The sequence below is a fragment of the Serratia sp. UGAL515B_01 genome (genome assembly GCF_033095805.1).
GTDB lineage: Bacteria > Pseudomonadota > Gammaproteobacteria > Enterobacterales > Enterobacteriaceae > Chania.
On record NZ_CP109901.1, the window covers coordinates 549,205 to 573,918 of the forward strand.

At 49.7% G+C, this 24,714-nt stretch carries 20 protein-coding genes; 13 read left to right on the top strand and 7 right to left on the bottom strand.

Annotated features, from left to right (window positions below):
- Window positions 1-10 precede the first annotated feature (10 nt).
- The 12 genes from ileS to folA all read left to right on the top strand — a co-directional run bounded on the left by ileS (window position 11) and on the right by folA (window position 15,859).
- Window positions 11-2,827, top strand: coding sequence for an isoleucine--tRNA ligase (ileS, locus tag OK023_RS02680; RefSeq protein ID WP_317694653.1), 2,817 nt, complete (start codon window positions 11-13; stop codon window positions 2,825-2,827).
- Window positions 2,828-2,840: 13 nt separating this feature from the next.
- Window positions 2,841-3,347 (top strand): signal peptidase II, encoded by a 507-nt coding sequence (lspA, locus tag OK023_RS02685; RefSeq protein ID WP_317694654.1) that lies wholly within the window; start codon window positions 2,841-2,843, stop codon window positions 3,345-3,347.
- A 1-nt stretch (window position 3,348) separates the two neighbouring features.
- Window positions 3,349-3,819 carry an FKBP-type peptidyl-prolyl cis-trans isomerase gene (gene fkpB / locus OK023_RS02690; protein ID WP_317694655.1) on the top strand — a complete coding sequence of 157 codons (471 nt, stop codon included), beginning with the start codon at window positions 3,349-3,351 and terminating at the stop codon, window positions 3,817-3,819.
- Window positions 3,800-4,753 (top strand): 4-hydroxy-3-methylbut-2-enyl diphosphate reductase, encoded by a 954-nt coding sequence (ispH, locus tag OK023_RS02695; protein WP_317694656.1) that lies wholly within the window; start codon window positions 3,800-3,802, stop codon window positions 4,751-4,753. Before fkpB ends, ispH begins: the two co-directional genes overlap by 20 nt.
- A 378-nt stretch (window positions 4,754-5,131) precedes the next feature.
- The gene (gene dapB, locus OK023_RS02700) at window positions 5,132-5,953 is read left to right on the top strand and encodes a 4-hydroxy-tetrahydrodipicolinate reductase (protein ID WP_317694657.1); all 822 of its coding nucleotides are present in this window, start codon (window positions 5,132-5,134) and stop codon (window positions 5,951-5,953) included.
- A 469-nt stretch (window positions 5,954-6,422) separates the two neighbouring features.
- Window positions 6,423-7,571, top strand: coding sequence for a glutamine-hydrolyzing carbamoyl-phosphate synthase small subunit (carA, locus tag OK023_RS02705; RefSeq protein ID WP_317694658.1), 1,149 nt, complete (start codon window positions 6,423-6,425; stop codon window positions 7,569-7,571).
- A 24-nt stretch (window positions 7,572-7,595) separates the two neighbouring features.
- Entirely contained in the window at window positions 7,596-10,820 is a 3,225-nt protein-coding gene (carB, locus tag OK023_RS02710) for a carbamoyl-phosphate synthase large subunit (protein ID WP_317694659.1), read from the top strand.
- Between the two features lie 503 nt (window positions 10,821-11,323).
- A complete protein-coding gene (kefF, locus tag OK023_RS02715) occupies window positions 11,324-11,884 on the top strand; it encodes a glutathione-regulated potassium-efflux system oxidoreductase KefF (RefSeq protein ID WP_317694660.1) in 561 nt (186 codons plus the stop codon).
- Window positions 11,877-13,742 carry a glutathione-regulated potassium-efflux system protein KefC gene (gene kefC, locus OK023_RS02720; RefSeq protein ID WP_317694661.1) on the top strand — a complete coding sequence of 622 codons (1,866 nt, stop codon included), beginning with the start codon at window positions 11,877-11,879 and terminating at the stop codon, window positions 13,740-13,742. Before kefF ends, kefC begins: the two co-directional genes overlap by 8 nt.
- A 114-nt stretch (window positions 13,743-13,856) precedes the next feature.
- Complete coding sequence (locus OK023_RS02725; protein ID WP_317694662.1) at window positions 13,857-14,657, top strand: threonine/serine exporter ThrE family protein; 801 nt, start codon at window positions 13,857-13,859, stop codon at window positions 14,655-14,657.
- On the top strand, window positions 14,654-15,118 hold the full coding sequence (locus OK023_RS02730; protein WP_317694663.1) for a threonine/serine exporter: 465 nt from the start codon (window positions 14,654-14,656) through the stop codon (window positions 15,116-15,118). The genes OK023_RS02725 and OK023_RS02730 overlap by 4 nt, the downstream gene beginning before the upstream one ends.
- A gap of 258 nt (window positions 15,119-15,376) precedes the next feature.
- Window positions 15,377-15,859: a type 3 dihydrofolate reductase gene (gene folA, locus OK023_RS02735; RefSeq protein ID WP_317694664.1), complete on the top strand. Its 483-nt coding sequence runs from the start codon at window positions 15,377-15,379 to the stop codon at window positions 15,857-15,859.
- 86 nt (window positions 15,860-15,945) lie between these two features.
- On the opposite strand, the gene apaH is transcribed toward folA, so the two are convergent.
- The 6 genes from apaH to lptD all read right to left on the bottom strand — a co-directional run bounded on the left by apaH (window position 15,946) and on the right by lptD (window position 22,693).
- A complete protein-coding gene (gene apaH, locus OK023_RS02740; RefSeq protein ID WP_317694665.1) occupies window positions 15,946-16,782 on the bottom strand; it encodes a bis(5'-nucleosyl)-tetraphosphatase (symmetrical) ApaH in 837 nt (278 codons plus the stop codon).
- A 1-nt stretch (window position 16,783) separates the two neighbouring features.
- A complete protein-coding gene (gene apaG, locus OK023_RS02745) occupies window positions 16,784-17,161 on the bottom strand; it encodes a Co2+/Mg2+ efflux protein ApaG (protein ID WP_317694666.1) in 378 nt (125 codons plus the stop codon).
- Window positions 17,162-17,171: 10 nt separating this feature from the next.
- Window positions 17,172-17,990, bottom strand: a complete 819-nt coding sequence (gene rsmA / locus OK023_RS02750; protein WP_317694667.1) for a 16S rRNA (adenine(1518)-N(6)/adenine(1519)-N(6))-dimethyltransferase RsmA — start codon at window positions 17,988-17,990, stop codon at window positions 17,172-17,174.
- Window positions 17,983-18,975, bottom strand: coding sequence for a 4-hydroxythreonine-4-phosphate dehydrogenase PdxA (gene pdxA, locus OK023_RS02755; RefSeq protein ID WP_317694668.1), 993 nt, complete (start codon window positions 18,973-18,975; stop codon window positions 17,983-17,985). The genes rsmA and pdxA overlap by 8 nt, the downstream gene beginning before the upstream one ends.
- Complete coding sequence (surA, locus tag OK023_RS02760) at window positions 18,962-20,263, bottom strand: peptidylprolyl isomerase SurA (RefSeq protein ID WP_317694669.1); 1,302 nt, start codon at window positions 20,261-20,263, stop codon at window positions 18,962-18,964. The genes pdxA and surA overlap by 14 nt, the downstream gene beginning before the upstream one ends.
- 63 nt (window positions 20,264-20,326) lie before the next feature.
- Complete coding sequence (gene lptD / locus OK023_RS02765; RefSeq protein WP_317694670.1) at window positions 20,327-22,693, bottom strand: LPS assembly protein LptD; 2,367 nt, start codon at window positions 22,691-22,693, stop codon at window positions 20,327-20,329.
- Window positions 22,694-23,045: 352 nt separating this feature from the next.
- Between lptD and djlA the strand changes: the two genes are divergently transcribed.
- Window positions 23,046-23,867 (top strand): co-chaperone DjlA, encoded by an 822-nt coding sequence (gene djlA, locus OK023_RS02770; protein ID WP_317694671.1) that lies wholly within the window; start codon window positions 23,046-23,048, stop codon window positions 23,865-23,867.
- Between the two features lie 54 nt (window positions 23,868-23,921).
- Here the strand turns inward: djlA and rluA are convergent, their stop codons facing one another.
- The gene (gene rluA / locus OK023_RS02775; RefSeq protein WP_317694672.1) at window positions 23,922-24,542 is read right to left on the bottom strand and encodes a bifunctional tRNA pseudouridine(32) synthase/23S rRNA pseudouridine(746) synthase RluA; all 621 of its coding nucleotides are present in this window, start codon (window positions 24,540-24,542) and stop codon (window positions 23,922-23,924) included.
- Window positions 24,543-24,714 lie beyond the last annotated feature (172 nt).

Genomic DNA, 24,714 nt, shown 5'->3' on the forward strand with positions numbered 1-24,714 from the left:
CGAGAATCTGATGAGTGACTATAAGAATACCCTGAACTTGCCGGAAACAGGGTTCCCGATGCGCGGCGATCTCGCCAAGCGCGAACCTGGCATGCTCAACCGTTGGGATGAACAGGGTTTGTACGGGATCATTCGTGCTGCCAAAAAGGGTAAGAAATCCTTCATTTTGCATGATGGGCCTCCGTATGCGAATGGCAGCCTTCATATTGGTCACTCGGTAAACAAGATCCTTAAAGATATTATTATCAAGTCTAAAGGGATGGCCGGTTTCGACTCGCCTTACGTTCCCGGCTGGGACTGCCACGGCTTGCCGATCGAATTGAAGGTTGAACAGTTGTATGGCAAACCGGGCGATAAGCTGACGTCTGCAGAGTTCCGCAAAAAATGCCGTGAATATGCCGCTGAGCAGATAGAAGGCCAGAAAAAAGACTTTATCCGTATGGGGGTTCTGGGCGACTGGAACCATCCTTATCTGACCATGGACTTCAAAACCGAAGCCAACATTATCCGTGCACTTGGCAAGATCATCAGCAATGGTCACCTGTTGAAAGGTGCCAAGCCGGTGCATTGGTGTACGGATTGTGGTTCTTCCTTGGCGGAAGCAGAGGTTGAATACTACGATAAAACCTCGCCATCCATCGATGTGGCTTTCAATGCTGTTGATGCCGCGGCTGTGACTGCAAAATTTGGTGTCAGCAGTGTTAATGGCCCGGTTTCTCTGGTGATCTGGACGACCACACCGTGGACGTTGCCAGCCAACCGCGCTATTTCGCTGAACCCGGAATTTGTCTATCAACTGGTGCAGGTTGAAGGCCAATGTTTGATTTTGGCGGCTGAATTAGTTGAAAGCGTGATGAAGCGCGCAGGTATTACCCACTGGGAAGTGCTGGGTAGCTGCAAAGGCAGCGATCTGGAGCTAATGCGCTTCACCCATCCGTTCATGGGCTGTGACGTGCCAGTCGTCCTTGGCGATCACGTCACGCTGGATGCCGGCACTGGCGCGGTACATACCGCGCCAGGCCATGGCCCGGATGACTTTGTCATCGGCCAGAAATACGGCCTTGAAGTGGCCAATCCGGTTGGTCCTAACGGTTGCTACCTTGTGGGCACTTACCCCTCTCTGGACGGTAAGTTTGTGTTCAAGGCCAACGATCTGATCGTTGAGTTGTTGCGTGAAAAAGGTGCACTACTGCACGTTGAAAAATTACAGCATAGCTATCCGTGCTGCTGGCGGCACAAAACGCCGATCATCTTCCGCGCTACGCCGCAGTGGTTCATTAGCATGGATCAGAATGGTTTGCGTAAGCAGTCGCTGGAAGAGATCAAAGGCGTACAGTGGATACCAGAATGGGGGCAAGCGCGTATAGAAACGATGGTGGCAAACCGCCCAGACTGGTGTATTTCTCGCCAACGTACCTGGGGGGTGCCAATGTCTCTGTTTGTTCACAAAGAGACAGAGCAGCTTCATCCGCGCAGCGTAGAGCTGATGGAAGAAGTGGCCAAGCGTGTAGAACAAGACGGTATTCAGGCTTGGTGGGATCTGGACGCTGCCGAGATTCTCGGTGTGGACGCGGCTGATTATGTGAAAGTTCCCGATACGCTGGATGTGTGGTTTGACTCTGGATCAACACACTCATCAGTAGTGGATGTGCGCCCAGAATTCAACGGGCATGGCGCCGATATGTATCTGGAAGGTTCTGACCAACACCGCGGTTGGTTTATGTCGTCACTGATGATTTCAACGGCCATGAAGGGGAAAGCCCCTTATAAAGAAGTTCTGACGCACGGTTTCACCGTTGATGGGCAAGGTCGTAAAATGTCGAAATCCATCGGCAACACTGTCAGTCCTCAAGATGTAATGAATAAGCTGGGGGGTGATATCCTGCGTCTATGGGTCGCCTCAACCGATTATACCGGTGAAATTGCGGTTTCCGATGAGATCCTCAAACGTGCAGCCGATTCTTATCGCCGTATTCGTAATACTGCGCGCTTCCTGCTGGCTAACCTGAACGGGTTTGACCCAAGCACTGACAGCGTGCCAGCAGATGAGATGGTGACGCTGGATCGTTGGGCCGTAGGCTGTGCCTTGGCAGCTCAGCGGGATATTGAACAGGCTTATGCCAACTATGATTTCCATGAGGTAGTACAGCGTCTGATGCAGTTCTGCTCGGTCGAAATGGGTTCCTTCTATCTGGATATCATTAAAGACCGCCAATACACTGCGAAAAGCGATAGCGTTGCCCGCCGTAGCTGCCAGACGGCACTGTTCCACATTGCAGAAGCGCTGGTACGCTGGATGGCGCCGATCATGTCGTTTACCGCCGACGAAATCTGGGGGTTCTTGCCAGGCAAACGTGCGCAGTTTGTGTTCACTGAAGAGTGGTACGATGGCCTGTTCGATTTGGCTGACGGTGAAGGTATGAATGATGCTTTCTGGGCCGAGATGCTAAAAGTACGCGGCGAAGTGAACAAGGTGCTGGAGCAGGCACGTGCGGATAAGCGCATTGGCGGCTCCTTGGAGGCAGCGGTCACGTTATATGCAGACGGCGACTTGGCTGCGAGCTTGAACAGTCTGCAGGATGAACTGCGTTTTGTCCTGTTGACCTCGGCAGCCAGTGTGGCACCGCTTGCGGATGCACCAGCGGATGCACAGCAAAGTGAGTTGATGAAAGGGCTGAAAATCGCGTTCAGCACCGCTGTTGGTGAAAAATGCCCGCGTTGCTGGCATTACACCACCGACATTGGCCAAGTGGCAGAGCACGCAGAGCTCTGCGGTCGCTGCGTAACTAACGTAGCCGGTGACGGCGAAAAACGTAACTTTGCTTGAGAACAAACGCCTGATGAGTAGACCGATAAGTTCGACCGGCTTACGCTGGCTATGGTTAGTTGTTGTCGTGTTGGTAATGGATCTGGCTAGCAAACAGTGGGTCCTGAATAACTTCGTGCTGGGTCAGACCCAGCCGTTGTTTCCATCATTCAATCTGTACTATGCACGTAACTACGGAGCAGCGTTCAGTTTTCTTGCTGACCACGATGGTTGGCAGCGTTGGTTCTTTGCCGGTATTGCCATTGCCATCGTGGTGGTACTGTTGGTGATGATGTATCGCAGTAGTGCCCAGCAGAAGCTGAATAATATTGCCTATGCCTTTATTATTGGCGGGGCGCTCGGTAACCTGTTTGATCGTGTATGGCATGGTTTTGTGGTCGACTTCATCGACTTTTATATCGGAAACTGGCATTACCCAACTTTCAATCTGGCTGACAGCTTTATCTGCATTGGTGCTGTGATGATCGTACTGGAAGGGTTCTTGCCAAGGAAGAAAAGTGTCAATAGCGAAGGTAAGTAACATGACGGCTCAGGTTAACAGTAATAGCGCAGTGCTGGCACATTTTACGCTGAAACTGGCTGATGGAACGACCGCCGAATCAACCCATTCTAATGGTAAACCAGCGCTGTTTCGTTTAGGTGATGGTAGCCTGTCAGCGGCGTTGGAGCAGCAACTGCTTGGCCTGCGGGTCGGAGAGAAATGTACCTTTACCCTTCAGCCTGAAGCGGCGTTTGGCAGCGAGAATCCCGATTTGATCCAGTTCTTTTCGCGTCGCGATTTTACCGAGACGGGCGTGCCGGATGTTGGCACCATTATGTTGTTTACGGCAATGGATGGCAGCGAAATGCCTGGTATGGTGCGTGAAGTGGCAGAGGATTCTATCACTGTTGATTTCAACCATCCTCTGGCGGGGCGCACGGTAACATTTGATATCGAAGTGTTGGAGATCGACCCTCGGCAGGAGGTCAAGCATGCAGATATTATTGGCTAACCCACGTGGTTTTTGCGCGGGGGTTGATCGTGCGATCAGCATCGTGGAACGGGCGTTAGAGATTTACGGTGCACCGATTTACGTTCGCCACGAAGTGGTACACAACCGCTATGTGGTAGATAGCCTGCGAGAGCGTGGCGCGGTGTTCATTGAAGAGATCGCGGAAGTGCCAGACGGCTCGATACTGATCTTCTCCGCACATGGCGTTTCACAAGCGGTTCGTGCAGAAGCCAAAGCGCGTGATCTCACTATGCTGTTTGATGCGACCTGTCCGCTGGTAACTAAAGTGCATATGGAAGTGGCGCGTGCCAGCCGTAAGGGAACTGAAGCTATCCTGATTGGTCACGCCGGGCATCCGGAAGTTGAAGGGACCATGGGCCAGTATAGCAACCCTAAAGGTGGGATGTACCTAGTAGAGTCACCAGAGGATGTCTGGAAGTTACAGGTAAAGAATGAGAGCAACCTGTGCTTTATGACGCAGACTACGCTGTCGGTGGATGATACCTCTGATGTGATCGACGCGTTGCGTAAGCGCTTCCCGAGTATTATCGGGCCGCGTAAAGACGATATCTGTTATGCCACGACCAACCGTCAGGAAGCGGTCCGCAGCTTGGCAGGTGATGCTGATGTGGTTCTGGTTGTTGGCTCTAAAAACTCCTCTAACTCTAATCGTTTGGCAGAACTGGCACAGCGTGTAGGTAAACCTGCCTACCTGATAGATTCTGCGGCAGATATTCAGGAAGTCTGGTTGAAAGACGCCATCAATATCGGCGTCACCGCCGGAGCCTCTGCACCAGACGTGCTAGTTCAGGACGTGATCAACTGCTTGAAGGCGTTAGGTTGCCAAGACGTTCATGAAATTAGCGGGCGTGAAGAGAACATCGTGTTTGAAGTCCCAAAAGAGTTGAGGATGGACATCAAGCAGATCGACTGAGGTCGGCGTGGTGATAAAACAGCGGGGAGCCAAGGCTCCCCGTTTTGCATTTACAGATATATCCCCGTCCCCCTTCAAGCTGAACGGGTGTTGGCTGCCTTTTCTTACCTTGGTCACTTGGTTTACCACGCTCCGAGAGCAGCGTGAAGTAACCAATTTTAGCGCATTCATTTGGTTGCATGGATAGTGCATGATTATGTAAAACGGTGCTGCCGTTTTTAGCGGGACATTGTTAATTAATTGACGGTGTTGCTGATGAAATGCCACAAATATCATAATTTTCTAATCCGCAATGAAATCCTCTGGTAGTGGTGAGGTGAGAAAGTTACTCTGCACCAATAGCCGAGGATTGGCTTTTGACCAACAAGAGAGATAAGCATGACTGATTCACAGATCCGCATTGCGATTGCGGGGGCCGGTGGCCGTATGGGGCGTCAATTAATCCAGGCAGTGCAACTGGCACCAGGCGTAGTGTTGGGAGCTGCACTGGAGCGCACTGGCTCAAGCTTGGTGGGTACTGATGCCGGTGAGTTTGCTGGTGTCGGTGTGGTTGGTGTAACCGTTAGCGACAACCTTGATAGCGTTGTCAATGATTTTGATATCCTGATCGATTTCACCCGTCCGGAAGGCACCTTAGCTCATCTGGCATGCTGTATGGCTCATAAAAAAGGTATGGTGATTGGTACTACCGGTTTTGATGATGCGGGTAAAGCGGCGATCCAGATTGCTGCACAACAGATTAGTATCGTATTTGCCGCCAACTTCAGTGTTGGTGTGAACGTGGTGCTCAAGCTGTTGGAAAAAGCGGCTAAGGTCATGGGGGATTACACCGATATCGAAATTGTGGAGGCCCATCACCGTCATAAGGTCGATGCACCTTCTGGTACTGCTCTCGCTATGGGGGAGGCGATTGCCGATGCGTTAGGCCGCGATTTAAAAGAATGCGCTGTTTACCAACGCGTGGGTCATACCGGCGAGCGTGATCCAAAAAGCATAGGTTTTGCCACAATCCGCGCTGGGGATATTGTGGGTGAACATACCGCTATGTTTGCAGATATTGGTGAACGCGTGGAGATTACCCATAAAGCATCAAGCCGTATGACTTTTGCCAATGGTGCAGTACGTGCAGCATCCTGGGTTTCAAAGCGTCATAATGGACTATTTGATATGCGAGATGTGCTTGATTTAGACCGGTTGTAGTGAATTAAACTCCGCTTTTATATGGTGAAATTGATTGTAACATTATGATAAAAGGGTGATAAATTTATTGCCCTTTTTTAAATGATTTAAAATAAGTGTTACGATTTAATATTTATATATTGTTGATTTTTTTTGTTGTTATCTTTTGTTTTAAGCCGTTTTAATGGGTGTTTTTGTTTTAAGTCGGTCAGTTTTAGATTTTTTATGTTATTTTTTTGTTATTGTTGCCGGGCAACCGTTTACTAAACCAGGTTTCTATATGTTTTTATAGGGATGAGGTAACTTTTTGTTTGAGGTTGGTAAAATTGAGATGAAAAAGGGTACTTTTTATGGACAAAAATCGATCCCATTATTAGAATGCGCCCAATTTGCCAAAAATTAGCCTTGAGGGTGATTTTTGCATTGATTTAGATCGTGATATCTGAATTAATATGCAAATATATTGATTTATTATTCCTTGGAGGGTGTTTTGAATAAGTCAGCGCTATTGGTTCTGGAAGACGGAACCCAATTCCACGGTCGGGCCATTGGGGCACAAGGTACGGCAGTGGGGGAAGTGGTCTTCAATACGTCGATGACCGGCTATCAAGAAATCCTCACTGATCCTTCCTACTCCCGCCAAATCGTTACTCTTACTTATCCTCATATCGGCAATGTCGGCACCAATGCTTCCGACGAAGAATCCTCCTCTGTCCATGCTCAAGGCCTAGTCATTCGCGACCTTCCTCTGATTGCCAGTAACTACCGTAGCGAAGAAGGGTTATCGGAATACCTCAAGCGCAATAATATTGTGGCGATTGCCGATATAGACACCCGAAAATTGACGCGTCTTTTGCGTGAGAAAGGTGCACAAAATGGCTGCATCATTGTAGGTGACGTTACTGATGCTGAACTGGCGCTGCAGAAAGCCAAAGCATTCCCGGGCCTGAAAGGCATGGATCTGGCCAAGGAAGTTACCACTAAAGAAGCCTACACCTGGCAACAGGGGAGCTGGACAATGGAAGGCGATCTACCGCAGGCAAAAACGGCAGATGAACTGCCTTACCATGTCATCGCTTATGATTTCGGCGCGAAACGTAATATTTTGCGGATGTTGGTGGATCGCGGTTGCCGCCTGACCGTGGTGCCAGCACAAACGCCTGCTGAAGAGGTATTGAAAATGGCACCAGACGGCATCTTCCTCTCCAATGGTCCTGGCGATCCTGAGCCATGTGAGTATGCGATTAACGCCATCAAGAAGTTTCTGGAAAGCGACATCCCGGTATTCGGTATCTGTCTTGGCCACCAACTGCTGGCACTGGCCAGTGGTGCGAAAACCATAAAAATGAGGCTCGGCCACCACGGCGGTAACCACCCGGTCAAAGATTTGGATAACAATACCGTGATGATCACCGCGCAAAACCATGGTTTTGCCGTGGATGAAAATAACCTGCCAGCTCATCTGCGGGTGACGCACAAATCCCTGTTTGACCACACGGTTCAGGGCATCCACCGCACCGATAAAGCGGCGTTCAGCTTCCAGGGGCATCCAGAAGCCAGCCCCGGCCCGCATGACGCTGCACCGCTGTTCGATCACTTTATCGAACTGATTGAGACTTACCGTACCAACGCTAAATAATCAGCATCAGGAGCCATTTTAGCCATGCCAAAACGTACAGATATAAAAAGCATCCTGATCCTCGGTGCTGGCCCGATCGTCATCGGCCAGGCGTGTGAGTTCGATTACTCTGGTGCCCAGGCGTGTAAAGCGCTGCGTGAAGAGGGGTATCGCGTTATTTTGGTCAACTCTAATCCAGCAACTATCATGACTGACCCTGAAATGGCCGATGCGACCTATATCGAGCCTATTCACTGGGAAGTAGTACGTAAAATCATTGAAAAAGAACGCCCGGATGCGGTGTTGCCGACCATGGGCGGGCAAACGGCCCTGAACTGTGCGCTGGAGTTGGAACGTCAGGGAGTCCTGGCCGAATTTGGCGTAACGATGATCGGCGCTACGGCAGATGCCATCGACAAAGCCGAAGATCGCCGCCGTTTTGATATCGCCATGAAGAAGATCGGCCTGGATACGGCGCGTTCAGGAATTGCCCATAACATGGAAGAGGCGTTGGCGGTAGCCGCTGATGTGGGCTTCCCGTGCATTATTCGACCTTCATTTACCATGGGGGGAACCGGTGGGGGGATCGCCTACAATCGTGAAGAATTTGAAGAGATCTGCGAGCGCGGTTTGGATCTATCGCCGACCAAAGAGCTGCTGATTGATGAATCGCTGATTGGTTGGAAAGAGTACGAAATGGAAGTGGTGCGTGATAAGAATGATAACTGCATCATTGTCTGCTCCATTGAAAATTTCGATGCTATGGGTATCCATACCGGTGATTCGATTACCGTTGCACCTGCGCAGACGTTGACCGATAAAGAATACCAAATTATGCGTAACGCCTCGATGGCGGTGCTGCGTGAGATTGGCGTTGAGACTGGTGGCTCCAACGTACAGTTCTCGGTGAATCCGAAAACCGGTCGTTTGATCGTGATCGAAATGAACCCACGCGTATCCCGTTCATCGGCACTGGCATCGAAAGCGACCGGTTTTCCCATAGCCAAAATTGCCGCCAAGCTGGCTGTGGGTTACACCCTCGATGAATTGATGAATGATATTACCGGTGGCCGTACGCCTGCCTCGTTTGAACCTTCAATCGATTACGTTGTGACCAAAATTCCGCGTTTTAACTTCGAGAAATTTGTCGGTGCTAATGACCGGCTGACTACGCAGATGAAATCCGTGGGTGAAGTGATGGCGATTGGTCGTACCCAGCAGGAGTCTTTGCAGAAAGCGCTGCGTGGTTTGGAGGTTGGTGCTACCGGTTTTGATCCGAAAGTCAGCCTGGACGATCCGGAGGCACTAACCAAGATCCGTCGTGAACTGAAAGATGCCGGTTCAGATCGTATCTGGTATATCGCCGATGCTTTCCGTGCCGGTATGTCTGTTGACGGTGTATTCAATCTGACTAACGTTGACCGCTGGTTCCTGGTACAGATCGAAGAGTTGGTGCGCCTGGAAGAGCAGGTTGCTGAAAAAGGTATCAACGGCCTGAATGAAGCTTTCTTGCGAATGTTAAAACGCAAAGGTTTTGCTGATGCGCGCTTGGCCAAGCTGGCGGGCGTTTCTGAAAACGAAATCCGCAAGTTGCGCCATAGCTTCAACCTGCACCCGGTATACAAGCGTGTAGATACTTGTGCAGCAGAGTTCGCTACCGATACCGCCTATATGTATTCCACTTATGAAGAGGAATGTGAATCCAACCCGACTAATGACCGCCCTAAAGTGATGGTGCTTGGCGGAGGGCCAAACCGTATCGGGCAAGGTATCGAATTCGATTACTGTTGTGTACATGCTTCTTTAGCCCTGCGCGAAGATGGCTACGAGACCATTATGGTCAACTGTAACCCGGAAACTGTTTCTACCGATTACGACACTTCAGATCGCCTGTACTTTGAACCAGTGACGCTGGAAGACGTGCTTGAAATTGTACGCATCGAGAAACCAAAAGGCGTGATCGTACAATACGGTGGGCAAACTCCACTGAAGTTGGCACGTGAGTTGGAAGCAGCAGGTGTGCCGATTATCGGGACTAGCCCGGATGCGATTGATCGTGCGGAAGACCGTGAGCGTTTCCAACAGGCGGTCAATCGTCTGGGATTAAAGCAACCAGCCAATGCCACTGTGGCAACCATCGAACAGGCGGTAGAAAAGGCAGCGGGTATCGGTTATCCGTTGGTGGTTCGCCCGTCATACGTACTGGGTGGCCGTGCGATGGAGATCGTTTATGACGAAATAGACCTGCGTCGCTATTTTCAGAATGCGGTCAGCGTGTCGAATGATGCTCCGGTACTGCTGGATCGCTTCCTGGATGATGCTGTGGAGGTGGATGTGGATGCTATCTGCGACGGCGAACGCGTGCTGATCGGTGGCATTATGGAACACATCGAACAGGCTGGCGTTCACTCTGGTGATTCCGCATGTTCACTGCCTGCTTACACCCTGAGCAAAGAGATCCAGGACGTGATGCGCCAGCAGGTTGAAAAACTGGCTTTTGAGCTGCAGGTCCGTGGTTTGATGAATGTGCAGTTTGCGGTGAAAAATAACGAAGTTTACCTGATTGAAGTGAACCCACGTGCAGCACGTACGGTGCCGTTTGTCTCCAAAGCTACCGGTGTGCCGCTGGCGAAAGTAGCAGCGCGAGTCATGGCAGGTAAATCGCTGGCTGAACAAGGCGTGACCGAAGAAATTATTCCACCGTACTATTCGGTGAAAGAAGTGGTACTGCCTTTCAATAAGTTTCCAGGTGTAGACCCTATTCTCGGGCCAGAAATGCGTTCGACCGGGGAAGTGATGGGCGTTGGCCGCACCTTTGCTGAAGCATTTTCCAAAGCGATGCTGGGCAGTAACTCAGGGATGAAAAAACAGGGGCGTGCGCTGCTGTCGGTGCGTGAAGGGGATAAGACTCGCGTCGTAGATTTGGCGGCCAGCCTGCTCAAGCAGGGCTTTGAACTGGATGCGACACACGGTACTGCCGTGGTGCTTGGCGAAGCAGGAATTAACCCTCGTTTGGTTAACAAAGTGCATGAAGGGCGTCCGCACATTCAGGATCGTATCAAGAATGGTGAGTATACCTATATCGTCAATACCACTGCAGGGCGTCAGGCGATAGAAGACTCCAAACTGATCCGCCGCAGTGCACTGCAATACAAAGTGCATTACGACACCACGCTTAACGGCGGTTTTGCCACCGCGATGGCGTTGAAAGCTGACCCTACCGAGCAGGTGAGTTCAGTACAGGAATTACACGCGCGCATTGGTAAATAAACCGATAACCCGCCTTGGCCTCGGCTGAGGCGGGTATTTGCATAAATCCGCCATAACGCCTTTTCCCTCCTTGCTTCTTCTCTAGCCTATTTTTATCCATGGAGTGCTGCGTTTAGTTTTTTTGTATTAGGCTGTGCCCCTCAATGGCACGCTAATGGCCCCAGCCCGAAGGGGCATTCCCCAGATGCCCGCTCTTTCTGTGTGTTGTCGGGCTTGAACAGAGGGCCACTCAGCCCTTAACCCTCCGCTTTGATAACGTGCTTGTTGGGTCTGCGACGGCACCACGGGCAATTGAGGGACAAAGCCTAGGGTCAAAACAAAGCCGTTAGCTCACTACGTCTATTTTCCCTGCTTTCATTGATAGGGAAATCATATTTTTTGTTGTCATTCATCGGTCAATTTGTCCATCACCGATAAAAATTTCGGCTATCAATCCTTTTCTAAAATGTCATCCTATGGCATCGGTCTATTTTTTAAAAATGACATCAAACGGTAAGAAGCTCATGATCCTGATTATTTACGCTCATCCCTATCCTCGGCATTCCCATGCCAACCAGCGACTATTACAGGCAGTAAAAGACATCCCAAATGTGGAGGTCCGCGTTCTGTACGAGCTATATCCAGATTTCAATATCGATATCAAAGCTGAACAGCGTGCACTTGAACGGGCGGATATGGTCGTGCTGCAACACCCGATGCAGTGGTATAGCTTGCCGCCGCTTCTGAAACTTTGGATCGATAAAGTATTGGAACACGGTTGGGCTTATGGCCACAAAGGGAAAGCGTTGGTCGGGAAAGACTTCTTATGGGCAGTGACCAGCGGTGGCGATGAACAGCATTTTGTTCTTGGGGATTACCCCAACTTTGCGGTACTTGGCCAGCCCCTGCAGGCCATGGCGATTTATTGTGGTATGAACTGGCAGCCGTATTTTGCGGTACATGGCACCTTTACCTGTAGTGATACAGTGTTGATAACGGCTGGTGAAGCTTATCGTCAGCGGTTAATGCAGTACCTTATGGAACACAGCGATCAAATAGCAGAACAAGGAACAGCACATGGATAATCACGGCATGATGATAGAGGGGCTGATCTATCTGGGCGCCGCTGGATTACTAGTACCCATCGCTGTACGGTTAGGTTTGGGCTCCGTGCTGGGATATTTGATTGCGGGCTGCATTATTGGTCCCTGGGGTTTGAAGCTGGTGTCTAATCCGGAGTCTATCCTGGCTTTTGCCGAGATTGGTGTTGTATTAATGCTGTTTATCATCGGGCTCGAACTGGATCCTAATAGACTGTGGACACTGCGGGTTCCTGTATTCGGTGGCGGTAGTATTCAGATGATAGGTTGTGGCCTGGTATTGAGCGCCTTTTGCTATTTTCTGGGGCTGGACTGGATGGTCGCCTTGCTGATTGGTCTGACGCTGGCACTCTCTTCCACCGCCATTGCTATGCAGGCGATGAGCGAACGAAACCTAATGCCCACGCCTATAGGCCGCAGTGCGTTTGCGGTACTGTTATTTCAGGATATTGCTGCGATACCGCTGGTTGCGATGATACCGCTATTGACAAGTAGCGGTGCTGCAACGACGCTGGGCGCGTTTGCACTATCTGCAACCAAGGTGGTTGGGGCTTTAGCGGTAGTGGTGGCGTTGGGGCGCTATGTCACCCGGCCTTTGCTGCATTTTGTGGCACGATCAGGCATGCGCGAAGTATTCAGTGCTGTCGCGCTGTTTCTAGTGTTTGGCTTTGGTCTCTTGCTGGAAATGGCTGGTCTTTCGATGGCGATGGGGGCATTTCTTGCGGGAGTGCTGTTGGCCAGCTCTGAGTACCGCCATGCATTGGAAAGTGATATCCAGCCGTTTAAAGGCCTACTGCTCGGTCTGTTCTTTATTGGTGTTGGCATGTCGATCGATTTCGGTACCTTGTTTCACCATCCTTTATTAATTGCTTCGCTGCTGTTTGGTTTTATATTGCTGAAAGCGCTGCTGTTATGGTTGATTGCTCCGATGCTAGGTGTGCCAAAGCGTCAGCGTGCTTTGTTTGCCATTTTACTGGGACAAGGCAGTGAGTTTGCTTTTGTGATTTTTGGTGCGGCTCAGATGGCCGGCGTCCTGCCTCAAGAGTGGGCCAAACCGTTAACGCTGGCGGTAGCACTCTCAATGGCTGCCACGCCATTGTTATTGGTCGCTTCCGCTTTGTTGGCAAAGAAAACCCCGAAAGACGAGCGACCCGCAGATGTGATCGATGAAGAGAATGTTAGTGTGATCATTGCCGGTTTTGGGCGTTTCGGCCAAATCGCGGGGCGTATGCTGCTGGTCAACGGAGTAAGCACAGTGGTACTGGATCATGATCCCGACCATATCGAAACGCTGCGTAAATTCGGCACCAAAGTGTTTTATGGCGATGCGACTCGTGCCGACCTGCTCGAAGCAGCGGGCGCGGAACATGCCAAGGTATTGATTAACGCTATCGACGATGTTGAGGCCAACCTGCAATTGACGGCGTTGGCTAAACGCCATTTCCCACATTTGAAAGTGGTAGCGCGAGCCCGTGATGTGGACCACTGGTATCAATTGCGGCGCTTGGGAGTAGAAAGGCCATCACGTGAAACTTTTGAAAGTTCACTGCTCACTGGGCGAGAAACACTTGAATTACTGGGTTTGGATGCCTATGAAGCCAGGGAAAAAGCAGATATCTTCCGCCGTTATAACCTGAAGATGCTTGAAGATACGTTGGAGAACTATGAGGATACCGAATTCCGTATTGCCAGTTTGCAACGATCGAAAGATATGCTTGCAGAAGCTATTGAACAGGACAAGGACCGATTGTCTCTCGTGCGGCAAACGGGCTGGCGGGGCAGCATAGACGGTAAAGCGCCAGAAGAGAATGTGGTAGAAACGAAAAGTGGTTGGAGCCGTTGAGAAAAAGGTTTGTTTCTACTGCTAAAAACGCCATTCCTTCTGACGCGCATCAACCTATCGTTCGCATCTTTGGCTATATGATGAACATCCGTACTGTGAAAATGGTTGAGTCACATGGATAAGGCATTAACCAAAGAAATATCGGCAGTAAGCAGGCAGCAGCGGCAAATTACCCGTTTGTGCATTCAGTGCGCGTTGTTGCTATTGCAACACGGTGCTGAAAGCATGCTCGTGGAACAACTATCAACCCGTTTAGGGCTAGCACTGGGTATGGATGGTGTGGAAAGCTCGATCTCTGCCAATGCGGTTGTATTGACCACGATCCACAATGATGCTTGCTTGACCACGACGCGAAAGAACATCGAACGTGGGATTAACATGCAAATGGTAACGAAGGTTCAGCATATCGTGATCCTCGCCGAACACCGATTGGCTGACGCGCACGAGGTTGCCCGGCGTTTTGAAAAGCTCCATCCACTGCGTTATCCCCGCTGGCTGGTTGTTTTGATGGTTGGGTTGTCTTGTGGTTGTTTCAGTATGCTTAACGGCGGTGGGATTGATGCTTTTATCGTAACATTTATGGCTAGTGGATGTGCGATGTTCGTACGCCAGGTGTTGACTGCGCACCACATGAATCCATTGATCAACTTCTGCCTGACTGCATTTGTTGCGACATCGATTTCTGGTCTACTGTTGCGGTTACCGTTATTCAGCCAGACCTCAAGTGTCTCAATGGCTGCCAGTGTTTTGCTGCTGGTACCAGGGTTCCCGCTGATTAATGCTGTGGCCGATATGTTTAAAGGCCATGTGAACACTGGGCTGGCTAGGTGGGCAATGGCCAGTTTGCTGACGCTGGCAACGTGTATCGGTGTTGTGATGGCCATGTCTCTATGGGGGTTGCGGGGATGGTCATGAGTTTACTGTGGATACTTTTGCAAGACATGCTGTTGGCTGCCGTTCCTGCGTTGGGTTTTGCCATGGTATTCAATGTGCCGAAGCGTGCGCTGCGTTACTGCGCTTTGCTTGGCGCTTTAGGGCATGGTTCACGTATGCTGATGATCCATTTCGGCATGAATATTGAGTGGGCGTCTTTTCTAGCGGCGATCTTGATCGGGGTTATCGGCATTAACTGGTCGCGCTGGTTGCTGGCACATCCAAAGGTTTTCACCGTTGCTGCCGTTATTCCCATGTTTCCTGGTATCTCTGCCTATACCGCGATGATCAGCGTGGTAGAGATCTCACACCTTGGTTACAGCGCGGCGCTTATGTCGCTAATGATTTCGAACTTCCTCAAAGCCTGTTTTATCGTGGGTGCATTATCGATTGGCCTGTCGGTACCAGGGTTGTGGTTGTATCGCAAAAAACCGGGTGTTTAACGTATTTTTACGCGGCTGTACTGTGCGTAGGGAAAGACCCACTTAGAGGGCCCAAGGCGTTGGATAGGTTAAATCTGGCAGAACAACTCGGTCGGGAAGTTATACATCCACCACTGCGGTATATTGAATTATGATTGGTATATTTGATATCAAAATAAGAGCTGTCTTAGATATTCACATTGATCGATTAGCCTATCGACGGTCACAGGGGCTTTACGTATAGTGTGAATAATTTTTCTGCCTACACAGGGTTAAATAATGATCATCAGCCTGATTGCTGCCTTGGCGGCAGATCGCGTTATTGGTATGGAAAACGCCATGCCGTGGCACCTGCCGGCAGATCTAGCGTGGTTTAAACGTAACACCTTGAATAAGCCAGTTATTATGGGGCGTAAGACATTTGAGTCAATTGGCCGCCCTTTACCGGAGCGTCATAATATTGTTCTAAGCAGTAGCCCTGGCTCTGAGTCGGGGGTGACTTGGGTAACTTCACTGGATGAAGCGTTGGTCGCGGCTGGTGATGCGGAAGAAGTTATGGTGATGGGAGGGGGACGGGTTTATACCCAGTTTCTGCCTCATGCCAATCGACTATATCTGACGCATATTGATGCTGAAGTAGAGGGGGACACTTACTTTCCAGATTATGAACCCGATGAATGGGAAACCTCGTTTAGTGAATTCCATGATGCTGATGAGATGAATTCACACAGCTTTTGTTTTGAGATTTTAGAACATCGTTAAGGTTGTTAACAGAAACGGGCACCCGTTGTAGTTTCAACCGGTGCCCGTTGTGTTTTTCGCTATTTTGTTTTTTAAAGTACAGCCGACTAATCGGTTCCGTCAAATACGTCGCGCTGATTGGCGGGTTGAGTGAAGTATTGTTTGTCTTCCCAACGCAACATGGTCAGATCTCCGCCCCAGCAGCAGCCGGTATCCAGGCCGATGATGCCTGCCGGTGTTCCTTTACCTTCCAGCGAAGCCCAGTGGCCGAAAATGAGGGTGAATTCAGGGTCGATCAGGCTTGGCAAATCAAACCAGGGTTTCAATGGCGAAGGAGCATCACCTGGAGCGTCTTTGCAGATCATGTCTAATTGGCCATTCGGAAAACAGTAGCGCATGCGGGTCAGTGCATTGGTACTGAAACGAAGGCGTGATAGACCACTCAATTCAGGAGACCAATTATTTGGCATATCGCCGTACATTGAGTCGAGAAACAGCGGATAGCTGTCGCTACTGAGTACCGCTTCTACTTCACGTGCGCATATTTGTGCGGTTTCAATATCCCACTGTGGTGTAATGCCAGCATGGGCCATGATCAGCTTAAGCTCATGATCTACCTGCAGTACAGGTTGACGTCGCAACCAATTGATGAGTTCATCGCCATCAGGGGCTTCCAGCAGCGGCGTGAGCCGATCTTTGGGTTTGTTACGGCTGATGCCAGCATACACGGCCAGCAAATGCAGGTCATGATTACCCAGTACCATACGTGCAGCTGTTCCCAGTGAACGGACATAACGCAACACGTTAAGGGAGTCGGGGCCACGAGCAACCAAATCGCCTGTTAGCCACACTTGGTCATGATATGGGTTGAAATTAACCCGTGCTAATAGCGACTGTAGTTCATCTAAACATCCGTGAACGTCGCCGATAAGATATGTCGACATATTAATGGATCAACGTAGGGATAGCTAAACGGAAGACTGGAATAGCCGCACGGAACGGTTGCCCCTGATGGTCAACCATTTCGTAATGGCCTTCCATAGTACCCAATGGCGTTTCGAGAACGGCACCGCTGGTATATTGAAACTCGCTGCCAGGATGGATAATCGGTTGCTCACCGATCACCCCTTCACCCTGAACTTCGGTTTGGCGGCCATTACTGTTGGTTATTAGCCAGTAACGGCCTAGCAGTTGTACGTCAAAACGCCCTAGATTGCGGATTGTGATGGTATATGCGAAAACGTAACGCTCTTCTTCAGGTATCGACTGTGATTCCACATAAATGCTTTGAACCTGAATACAGACACGGGGCGAATCAATCATGACCACTCTCCTATTGCTGTTGCGCCTGTTGTGCTGAAAGCCAGTTTGCCAGCTTACAGTACTGCGCAACAGAAATATTTTCAGCTCTGAGCGTCGGATCAACGCCGAGTTCCGTCAATTGTTCCGGTGAGAACAAATCGCCCAGGCTGTTGCGGATGGTTTTCCTACGCTGGTTAAACGCCTGGGTTGTAATACGGCTTAGCATTCGTACATCACCGACTGGATGTGGGATCACTGTGTGTGGCACTAAACGTACTACGGCGGAATCTACTTTGGGTGGTGGAGCGAATGCGGTTGGTGGCACTTCCAGCACCGGAATAACATTGCAGTAATACTGCGCCATCACAGTCAAGCGCCCGTATGCTTTGCTGTTTGGGCCTGCAACTAGGCGATTGACCACTTCTTTTTGCAACATAAAGTGCATGTCGCGAATAGCAGAAGTATAGCTGAAAAGATGGAACATTAGCGGCGTTGAGATGTTATATGGCAAATTACCAAATACGCGCAGTGGTTGGCCTGCTTCTGCTGCTATTTCTGAGAAATTCACCGTCATAGCATCTTGCTGATGGATGGTGAGCTTGTCTTTTAGTTGTGGATGATTAGCCAGGCGAGCGGCCAGATCGCGATCCAGTTCGATCACAGTCATGCGATCCATGCGCGCCCCTACGGGTTCTGTTAACGCACCAAGGCCCGGACCGATCTCAATGACGGCTTCACCCGGCTGCGGATGAATGGCAGAAACAATACTGTCGATGACAAACTGATCGGTTAAAAAGTTTTGTCCAAAGCGTTTGCGGGCAACGTGCCCTTGGTGGACTCTATTATTCATTACAATTCATTATCATTTTAATGGCGAGATTTAAGGCCGTTTTGAAACTACCTACGTCGGCGGTGCCGCTGCTAGCTAATTCCAATGCGGTACCGTGATCGACCGAGGTGCGTATGAAAGGCAAACCAAGCGTGATATTCACCGCCCGACCAAACCCCTGGTATTTTAAGACGGGCAGGCCCTGATCGTGATACATCGCCAAAACCGCATCTGCATGTTGCAAATATTTCGGCTGGAATAACGTATCTGCAGGGAGTGGTCCCACTAGATGGATGCCGTGACCACGAAGGGTTTCGAGGGCAGGAATGATGACATCCAATTCCTCACGCCCTATATGACCGTCTTCCCCTGCGTGCGGATTCAGACCGCAAACATAAATCTTGGGTTTTACGATGCCGAATTTGGTTTTCAGATCGTTATCAAGAATGGTAATCACCTCGAACAGACTCTGTTGGGTGATAGCCCCGGGAACGGCCAGTAAGGGCAGATGCGTTGTTGCCAACGCAACGCGCAACTCTTCAGTGGCCAGCATCATCACCACGCGTTCGCAGTGGCTACGCTCGGCGAAAAATTCAGTATGGCCGATAAACGGAACACCGCCGTCGTTGATGACCCCTTTGTTGACTGGCCCGGTCACTATCGCTGCAAACTCACCTTTCAGGCAACCGTCACAGGCTCGTGCCAGAGTTTGCACCACGTATGCGCTGTTGGCTACATTCAGTTCGCCTGCTACAACTTTCGCATGAGTTGCAAAGGGGAGCAGCGTCAGTGTACTGGCACGTTGGGGATGTGCGGGCTGATCTGCGCGGTAATCACGCAGCATCAGCGGCAACTTTAGTTGGCGTGCTCGATCAAGCAACAAAGCCGGATCGGCACATACAACCAGTTCAACAGGCCAATCCTGTTGTGCCAGTAGTACAACCAGATCCGGACCGACCCCGGCTGGTTCGCCGGGGGTTATGACGATACGTTTATTGCTTTGCATCGCTTCCATCAAGGATTTTCACGTAAGCGGCTGCGCGTTGCTCTTGCATCCAGGTTTGTGCTTCTTCAGCAAATTTGCGGTTGAACAGCATTCGGTAAGCACGATCTTTTTGCGCCGCATCGGTTTTATCAACCTGGCGTGTATCCATCAATTGAATCAGATGCCAGCCGAATGAAGAGTGAACCGGTTGGCTTACTTCTCCTTTTTGCAGTTTTAGAAGCGCATCGCGGAAGGCTGGATCGTAAGCATCAGGGGATGACCAGCCAAGATCACCGCCTTGCAGTGCAGAACCAGGATCCTGAGAAAGTTGCTTGGCTTCGTCGGCAAATGTCGTTTTACCACTCTTGATAGACGCTGCAACTTCCTGCAGTTTTGCCCGAGCTTGGTCATCAGTCATCACAACCGAAGTTTTTAACAGAATATGGCGTGCCTGCACTTCGGTCACGGAAATGGACTGGGCGTTTCCACGAAGATCGTTCACTTTCAGAATATGAAAACCAACGCCAGAGCGAATGGGGCCAACCACATCACCTTTCTTCGCATCCACAAGTTTTTCTGCAAATAGCGTCGGTATTTCTTGTAGTTTACCCCAGCCCATCTGGCCGCCTTGCAAAGCCTGAGAGTCTGCAGAGTAAGTGATTGCCAGTTTAGCGAAGTCTGCGCCGGTATTGAGTTCGTTAACCAGGCGTTTTGCCAGAGCTTCAGACTCATTCACTTGCTTCTGAGATGGGTTTTCCGGCAGAGGGATCAGGATATGGCTGAGATTAATTTCTGTCTCACCGCCATTCTGAGCACCAACCTGTTTGGCCAATGCTTCAACTTCCTGCGGCAGTATGTTCACACGACGACGAACTTCATTATTACGCACTTCTGAGATCAGCATTTCTTTGCGGATCTGCGCACGGTAAGTGTTGTAGTTCAGACCTTCATAAGCCAGACGGCTACGCATTTGGTCGAGAGACATATTATTCTGGGCCGCGATGCCAGTAATCGCTTTATCCAATTCTGCATCGGATATGGTGATCCCCATTTTCTGAGCCATCTGCAATTGGATGTTATCCATGATCAGACGGTCAAGGATCTGGTGGCGCAGTGTTTTATCGTCTGGCAATTGCTGGCCAGCCTGCTGCGCGTTGAGTTTTACCGATTGCATTAAACCGTTTACGTCGCTTTCAAGTACTACACCGTTATCGACGACGGCAGCGATTTTATCTACTTCTTGGGGTGCTGCGAACGCGGTATTGGCACAAACGGCCAATCCGAGAAGAAGCGTTCTCCAGTTCTTCATACATTTCCCATTATCTAGTCCGCAAATGCGGGTGAAAGTTGTCGTTTTTCATGTGCTAAAATATCAGAATGCGCGCTGGTAAGGCAGAATACCTGCGCGCAACATTTCGTTGCTACCCAGGCTGTGATCGTTGCTCAAGCCGCGTAATTCAATATTGAATGTAAATCTATTATCGTACTTACTGAGTTGGTTGCCGTAATCCCAGTCAACGATTTTTCGTTCGTACCCCACGTTGAAAGCCCAACAACAGGTGTTATACCGAAAGCCAACTAACTGGTTGGCAGTCTGTTTCACTCTGGTGTCATAGTAATATGCACCAACAACGGCCCATCGGTCAGCAATCGGCCAACTGGCGACCACACCTACTTGTGAAATACCGTCCTGATAGCCGGGGTTACTGATATCCGGCAGGGTAGCCGAAATATATTCCGGGCTTGCATAACGATAGTTTAGCTGAACAACACGATTTTCATCTTTACGGTATTCCACGACACCATCGCCTAACGCGATGGTGGCAAGACGGGTATCATATTGTACACCGCCACGCAGGCCCCAACGGTCATCAATCTTCCAATAAGTGTCACCGGCCCATACTACGCTGCCTGTGTCATCATTCTTATCAAAGTTACTGGTGTTATCCCCGGTCTGTGAACGGCTTAGGTAATAGATTTGACCAACAGAAACGTTGAAACGTTCAATCAATGCATCATCATAAATGCGCGAAGTGAGCCCTGTAGCGAGTCGATTCTGTGAAGCAATACGGTCCAAGCCACTGTATGAACGGTCGCGGAACAAACCAAAGTAGTCGGTCTGTAACAGAGTTGAATCATAGGTATAGATATTACTCTGATCGCGGTATGGCACATACAGATACTGAACGCGTGGTTCAACCGTTTGGGTATAGTCTTGTGACCAATCCATAGTGCGCTCAAAGACGACTTTGCCTTCGGTTTTGAGCTGCGGCAGGATACGGTTGACCGAGTCGTCAAGTTTTGGAGCCTGGCTTCCGTATTTACGGTTGGTATAGTCTGCGAAAAATCCGTTAGGAATATCCTGCTGGAAATGCGTTGCCATCAGCTTGGCTTCGGTATTTAAGCTTCCCCAATTGTTGGCCAACGGCAGATTGATAGTTGGTTCAATATGCCAGCGTGTAGCCTCTGGATTATTTGGATTCACGCTGGAGAACTTTGCAACCTGAGCGTATGTGTGTGAATCGAACGGACCGATATCTGTCAGGTAATAGTTTAGATCCAATTGCGGCTGTGCGCGGTAGGCATTTTGGTTGCCTGCACCGCTGAAAATCTGGAATTGCTTCGAGGACAGCGTTGCATCCCAGTTCTCATCGGCGTAACCGGCACTGAATATCTGCGTAGCATAGCCGTCAGTGGTAGAACCATAGTTTGAAAACAGATCGGTGAAGTAATAGGGATCACTTACCTTGGTAAAGTTGATGTTGAAGCGCCACACCTGATCCATTACACCACTATGTCCCCAGTAGAACAACCAGCGCTCGTTGTCTTTGGTATCTCCATAGTCATTCTTAAACTGGCGGTCGCTTGGCAGCCAGTCGAACGCTAGAGTACCCGCACCGGGTTGAACCAAGTAACGGAATTCATTTTGCCATTGCATGCCCCGTCGCGACATATAATGAGGCGTGATGGTGGCATCAAAGTTTGGTGCAATGTTCCAATAGTACGGTAGGATAAACTCGAAACCGCTGTTGCTGGTGTATTTCGCGTTTGGGATAAGAAAACCTGAACGACGTTTACTACCTATCGGCAATTGCAGATAAGGGCTGTAGAATACCGGCACTTTGCCAATTTTGAAACGTGCATTCCATATTTCAGCCACTTCCTCGTCGCGATCTTGGATCACTTCTGACCCCACCACGCTCCAACTGTTGTCGCCTGGCAAACAGGAAGTAAAAGATCCGTTTTCCAAAATGGTATAGCGGTTTTGCCCGCGCATTTTCATTTTGTCTGCCTCACCACGCCCTTGCCTGCCTACCATCTGATAGTTGCCCTGATAGACATCAGTATCTTTGGTATTGAGGTTTGACCAAGCTTTCGGCCCTTGCAGTTTTATCTGATGATCGGAGTAGTGCACATCGCCCGTCGCGGTGACGGTTCGTATGGGGTCAGGTTGTCCATCTTTTTGTGTTTGACTCAGTTCAACCTGTTTTGCTGTAAGAGTGCTGTTCCCTTGCTCGATATGAACGTCACCACTAAACAACGCGCTGCCCGGAAAATCGGCATGTGAGTCATTGGAACGGATAGTAATAGGCAGGGCATCGGGATCGCCTGTGATGACGGGTTTATTGTAAGTTGGTACACCGAGCATACATTGCTCGGCCAGATCTGCCAGCGTAGGCTGACTGTAAAGTGCGGTCCAAATTAAAGTGGCCAGCAGTGTTGGGAAACTTTTTTTCATACGTGGTTTCGGTGTTCCGTCATCAGAGGCGTCGTGTCCGGCAAACGGTCAGAGACTATATCACTCATCGGTGTTGCGCTAGTGCTAAATACCGTGGCTCAACAGCGTCGTCGTTAGGTGCTGAGATAAATGACAGGTATGATAATCGAAATCTTGGAAAAAATCGCCATAACCCTTGTGTGAACCAAGGTTGAACTACCCGAAGTAATTGAAGTTATAGCAGGGTAAGGGGAGTTTGCCTCTCCAATTTCATACCCCGGTATGTGATTGCGAAACTGCATTTAGCCATTAGTGCTTTAACTTCAAGTTAATAAAGGGGATGTGCGAATTATGATCGATAGTTGGGGAATCTATGCCGTATTGGGGAAAACTGCTTGGAGTGATTGTCGCCGTTTGGTCTGGTGCTGGATTCTGGGGAGTAGTTTTAGGGCTGATTGTTGGCCATATGATCGATACTGCGCGTAAAAATAAGCGCAGTCGGGGTTTTTTTTCCGATCAACAGACGCGGCAGACGTTGTTTTTCCGCACCACTTTTCAAGTGATGGGGCATCTGACCAAATCAAAAGGGCGTGTCACTGAAGCTGATATACAGATAGCTAGCCTGTTTATGGATCGTTTGCAGTTACATGGCGAAGCTCGTACAGCTGCGCAGAATGCATTTCGTGAAGGTAAAGAGAGCCAGTTTCCGTTACGCGAAACGCTACAGCAGTTGCGTAGCATCTGTTTTGGACGTTTTGATCTGATTCGCATGTTTCTGGAGATTCAAATCCAGGCTGCTTTTGCTGATGGTTCTCTGCACCCGAATGAAAGGCAGGTACTGTATGTGATAGCCGAGGAATTGGGTATTTCCCAGGCGCAGTTCGATCAGTTCCTGAGCATGATGGAAGGTGGTCGACAGTTTGGTGGGGGACAGCAGGGATATTATTCCCATGGTGGCTATCAACAAACGCAACAAGGCCCTACGCTGGAAGATGCGTGTAAAGTATTGGGTGTCGGCACTGGCGATGATGCAACAACCATAAAAAGGGCCTACCGCAAACTGATGAGTGAGCATCATCCTGATAAATTGGTAGCGAAAGGCTTGCCACCGGAAATGATGGAAATGGCTAAACAGAAAGCGCAGGAAATACAGGCTGCCTATGATCTGATCAAGCGCGAGAAAGGTTTTAAATAAGTCCTCTATTTATCAAAATGGGGGCGCGATTTAGGGGGCCCCTTTTGATTCGAATTAGAAATCTGGTTCAGCGTGAAAATGCATAGGTGTCTGATATGCAGGGTGAGTGATACGCAGTTCTTGCGCGTGTAATTGAAGACGCGGAGCCATCGCTTTGGCTTCGGGATGTGCGTAAAAGCTGTCCCCGAGGATGGGGTGCCCTAATGCAAGCATGTGAACGCGCAACTGATGCGAACGCCCGGTAATGGGCGTTAGTTTTACACGTGTACTGCCATCTGCATCACGAGAAAGGACCAGATATTCAGTCTGTGCTGATTTACCGGTTTCAAAACATACTTTCTGTAATGGCCGGTTTGGCCAGTCGCAAATCAACGGTAAATCTACCAATCCTTCATCATGTTCCATGTGTCCCCAAACACGAGCGATATAAGATTTCTTCGGCTCGCGTTCACGGAATTGGCGTTTGAGCTCGCGCTCGGCAGGCTTGTTCAACGCAACGACAATGACGCCGCTGGTAGCCATATCCAGACGATGTACCGACTCTGCTTTAGGGAAGTTCACCTGCAGACGCGTCATCAGACTGTCTTTATTTTCCGGCAAACGCCCAGGAACTGAAAGCAACCCGCTTTGCTTGTTGATCACGATGATATGTTCATCCTGGTAAATTACTATCATATAAGTTTATCTCTATCTGATTTTAATGCTTTTTTGTGTGTTATTTATTTGATTTTAAATATTTTTATGGTTTTTTTCATCTTTTGTTGTCCCATCAAATCTCATCCAAAACCACTGAATCCTACTTTTTAGTATAGGTCATAATGTAGTTTGTTAGTTTGCCTATGGTATA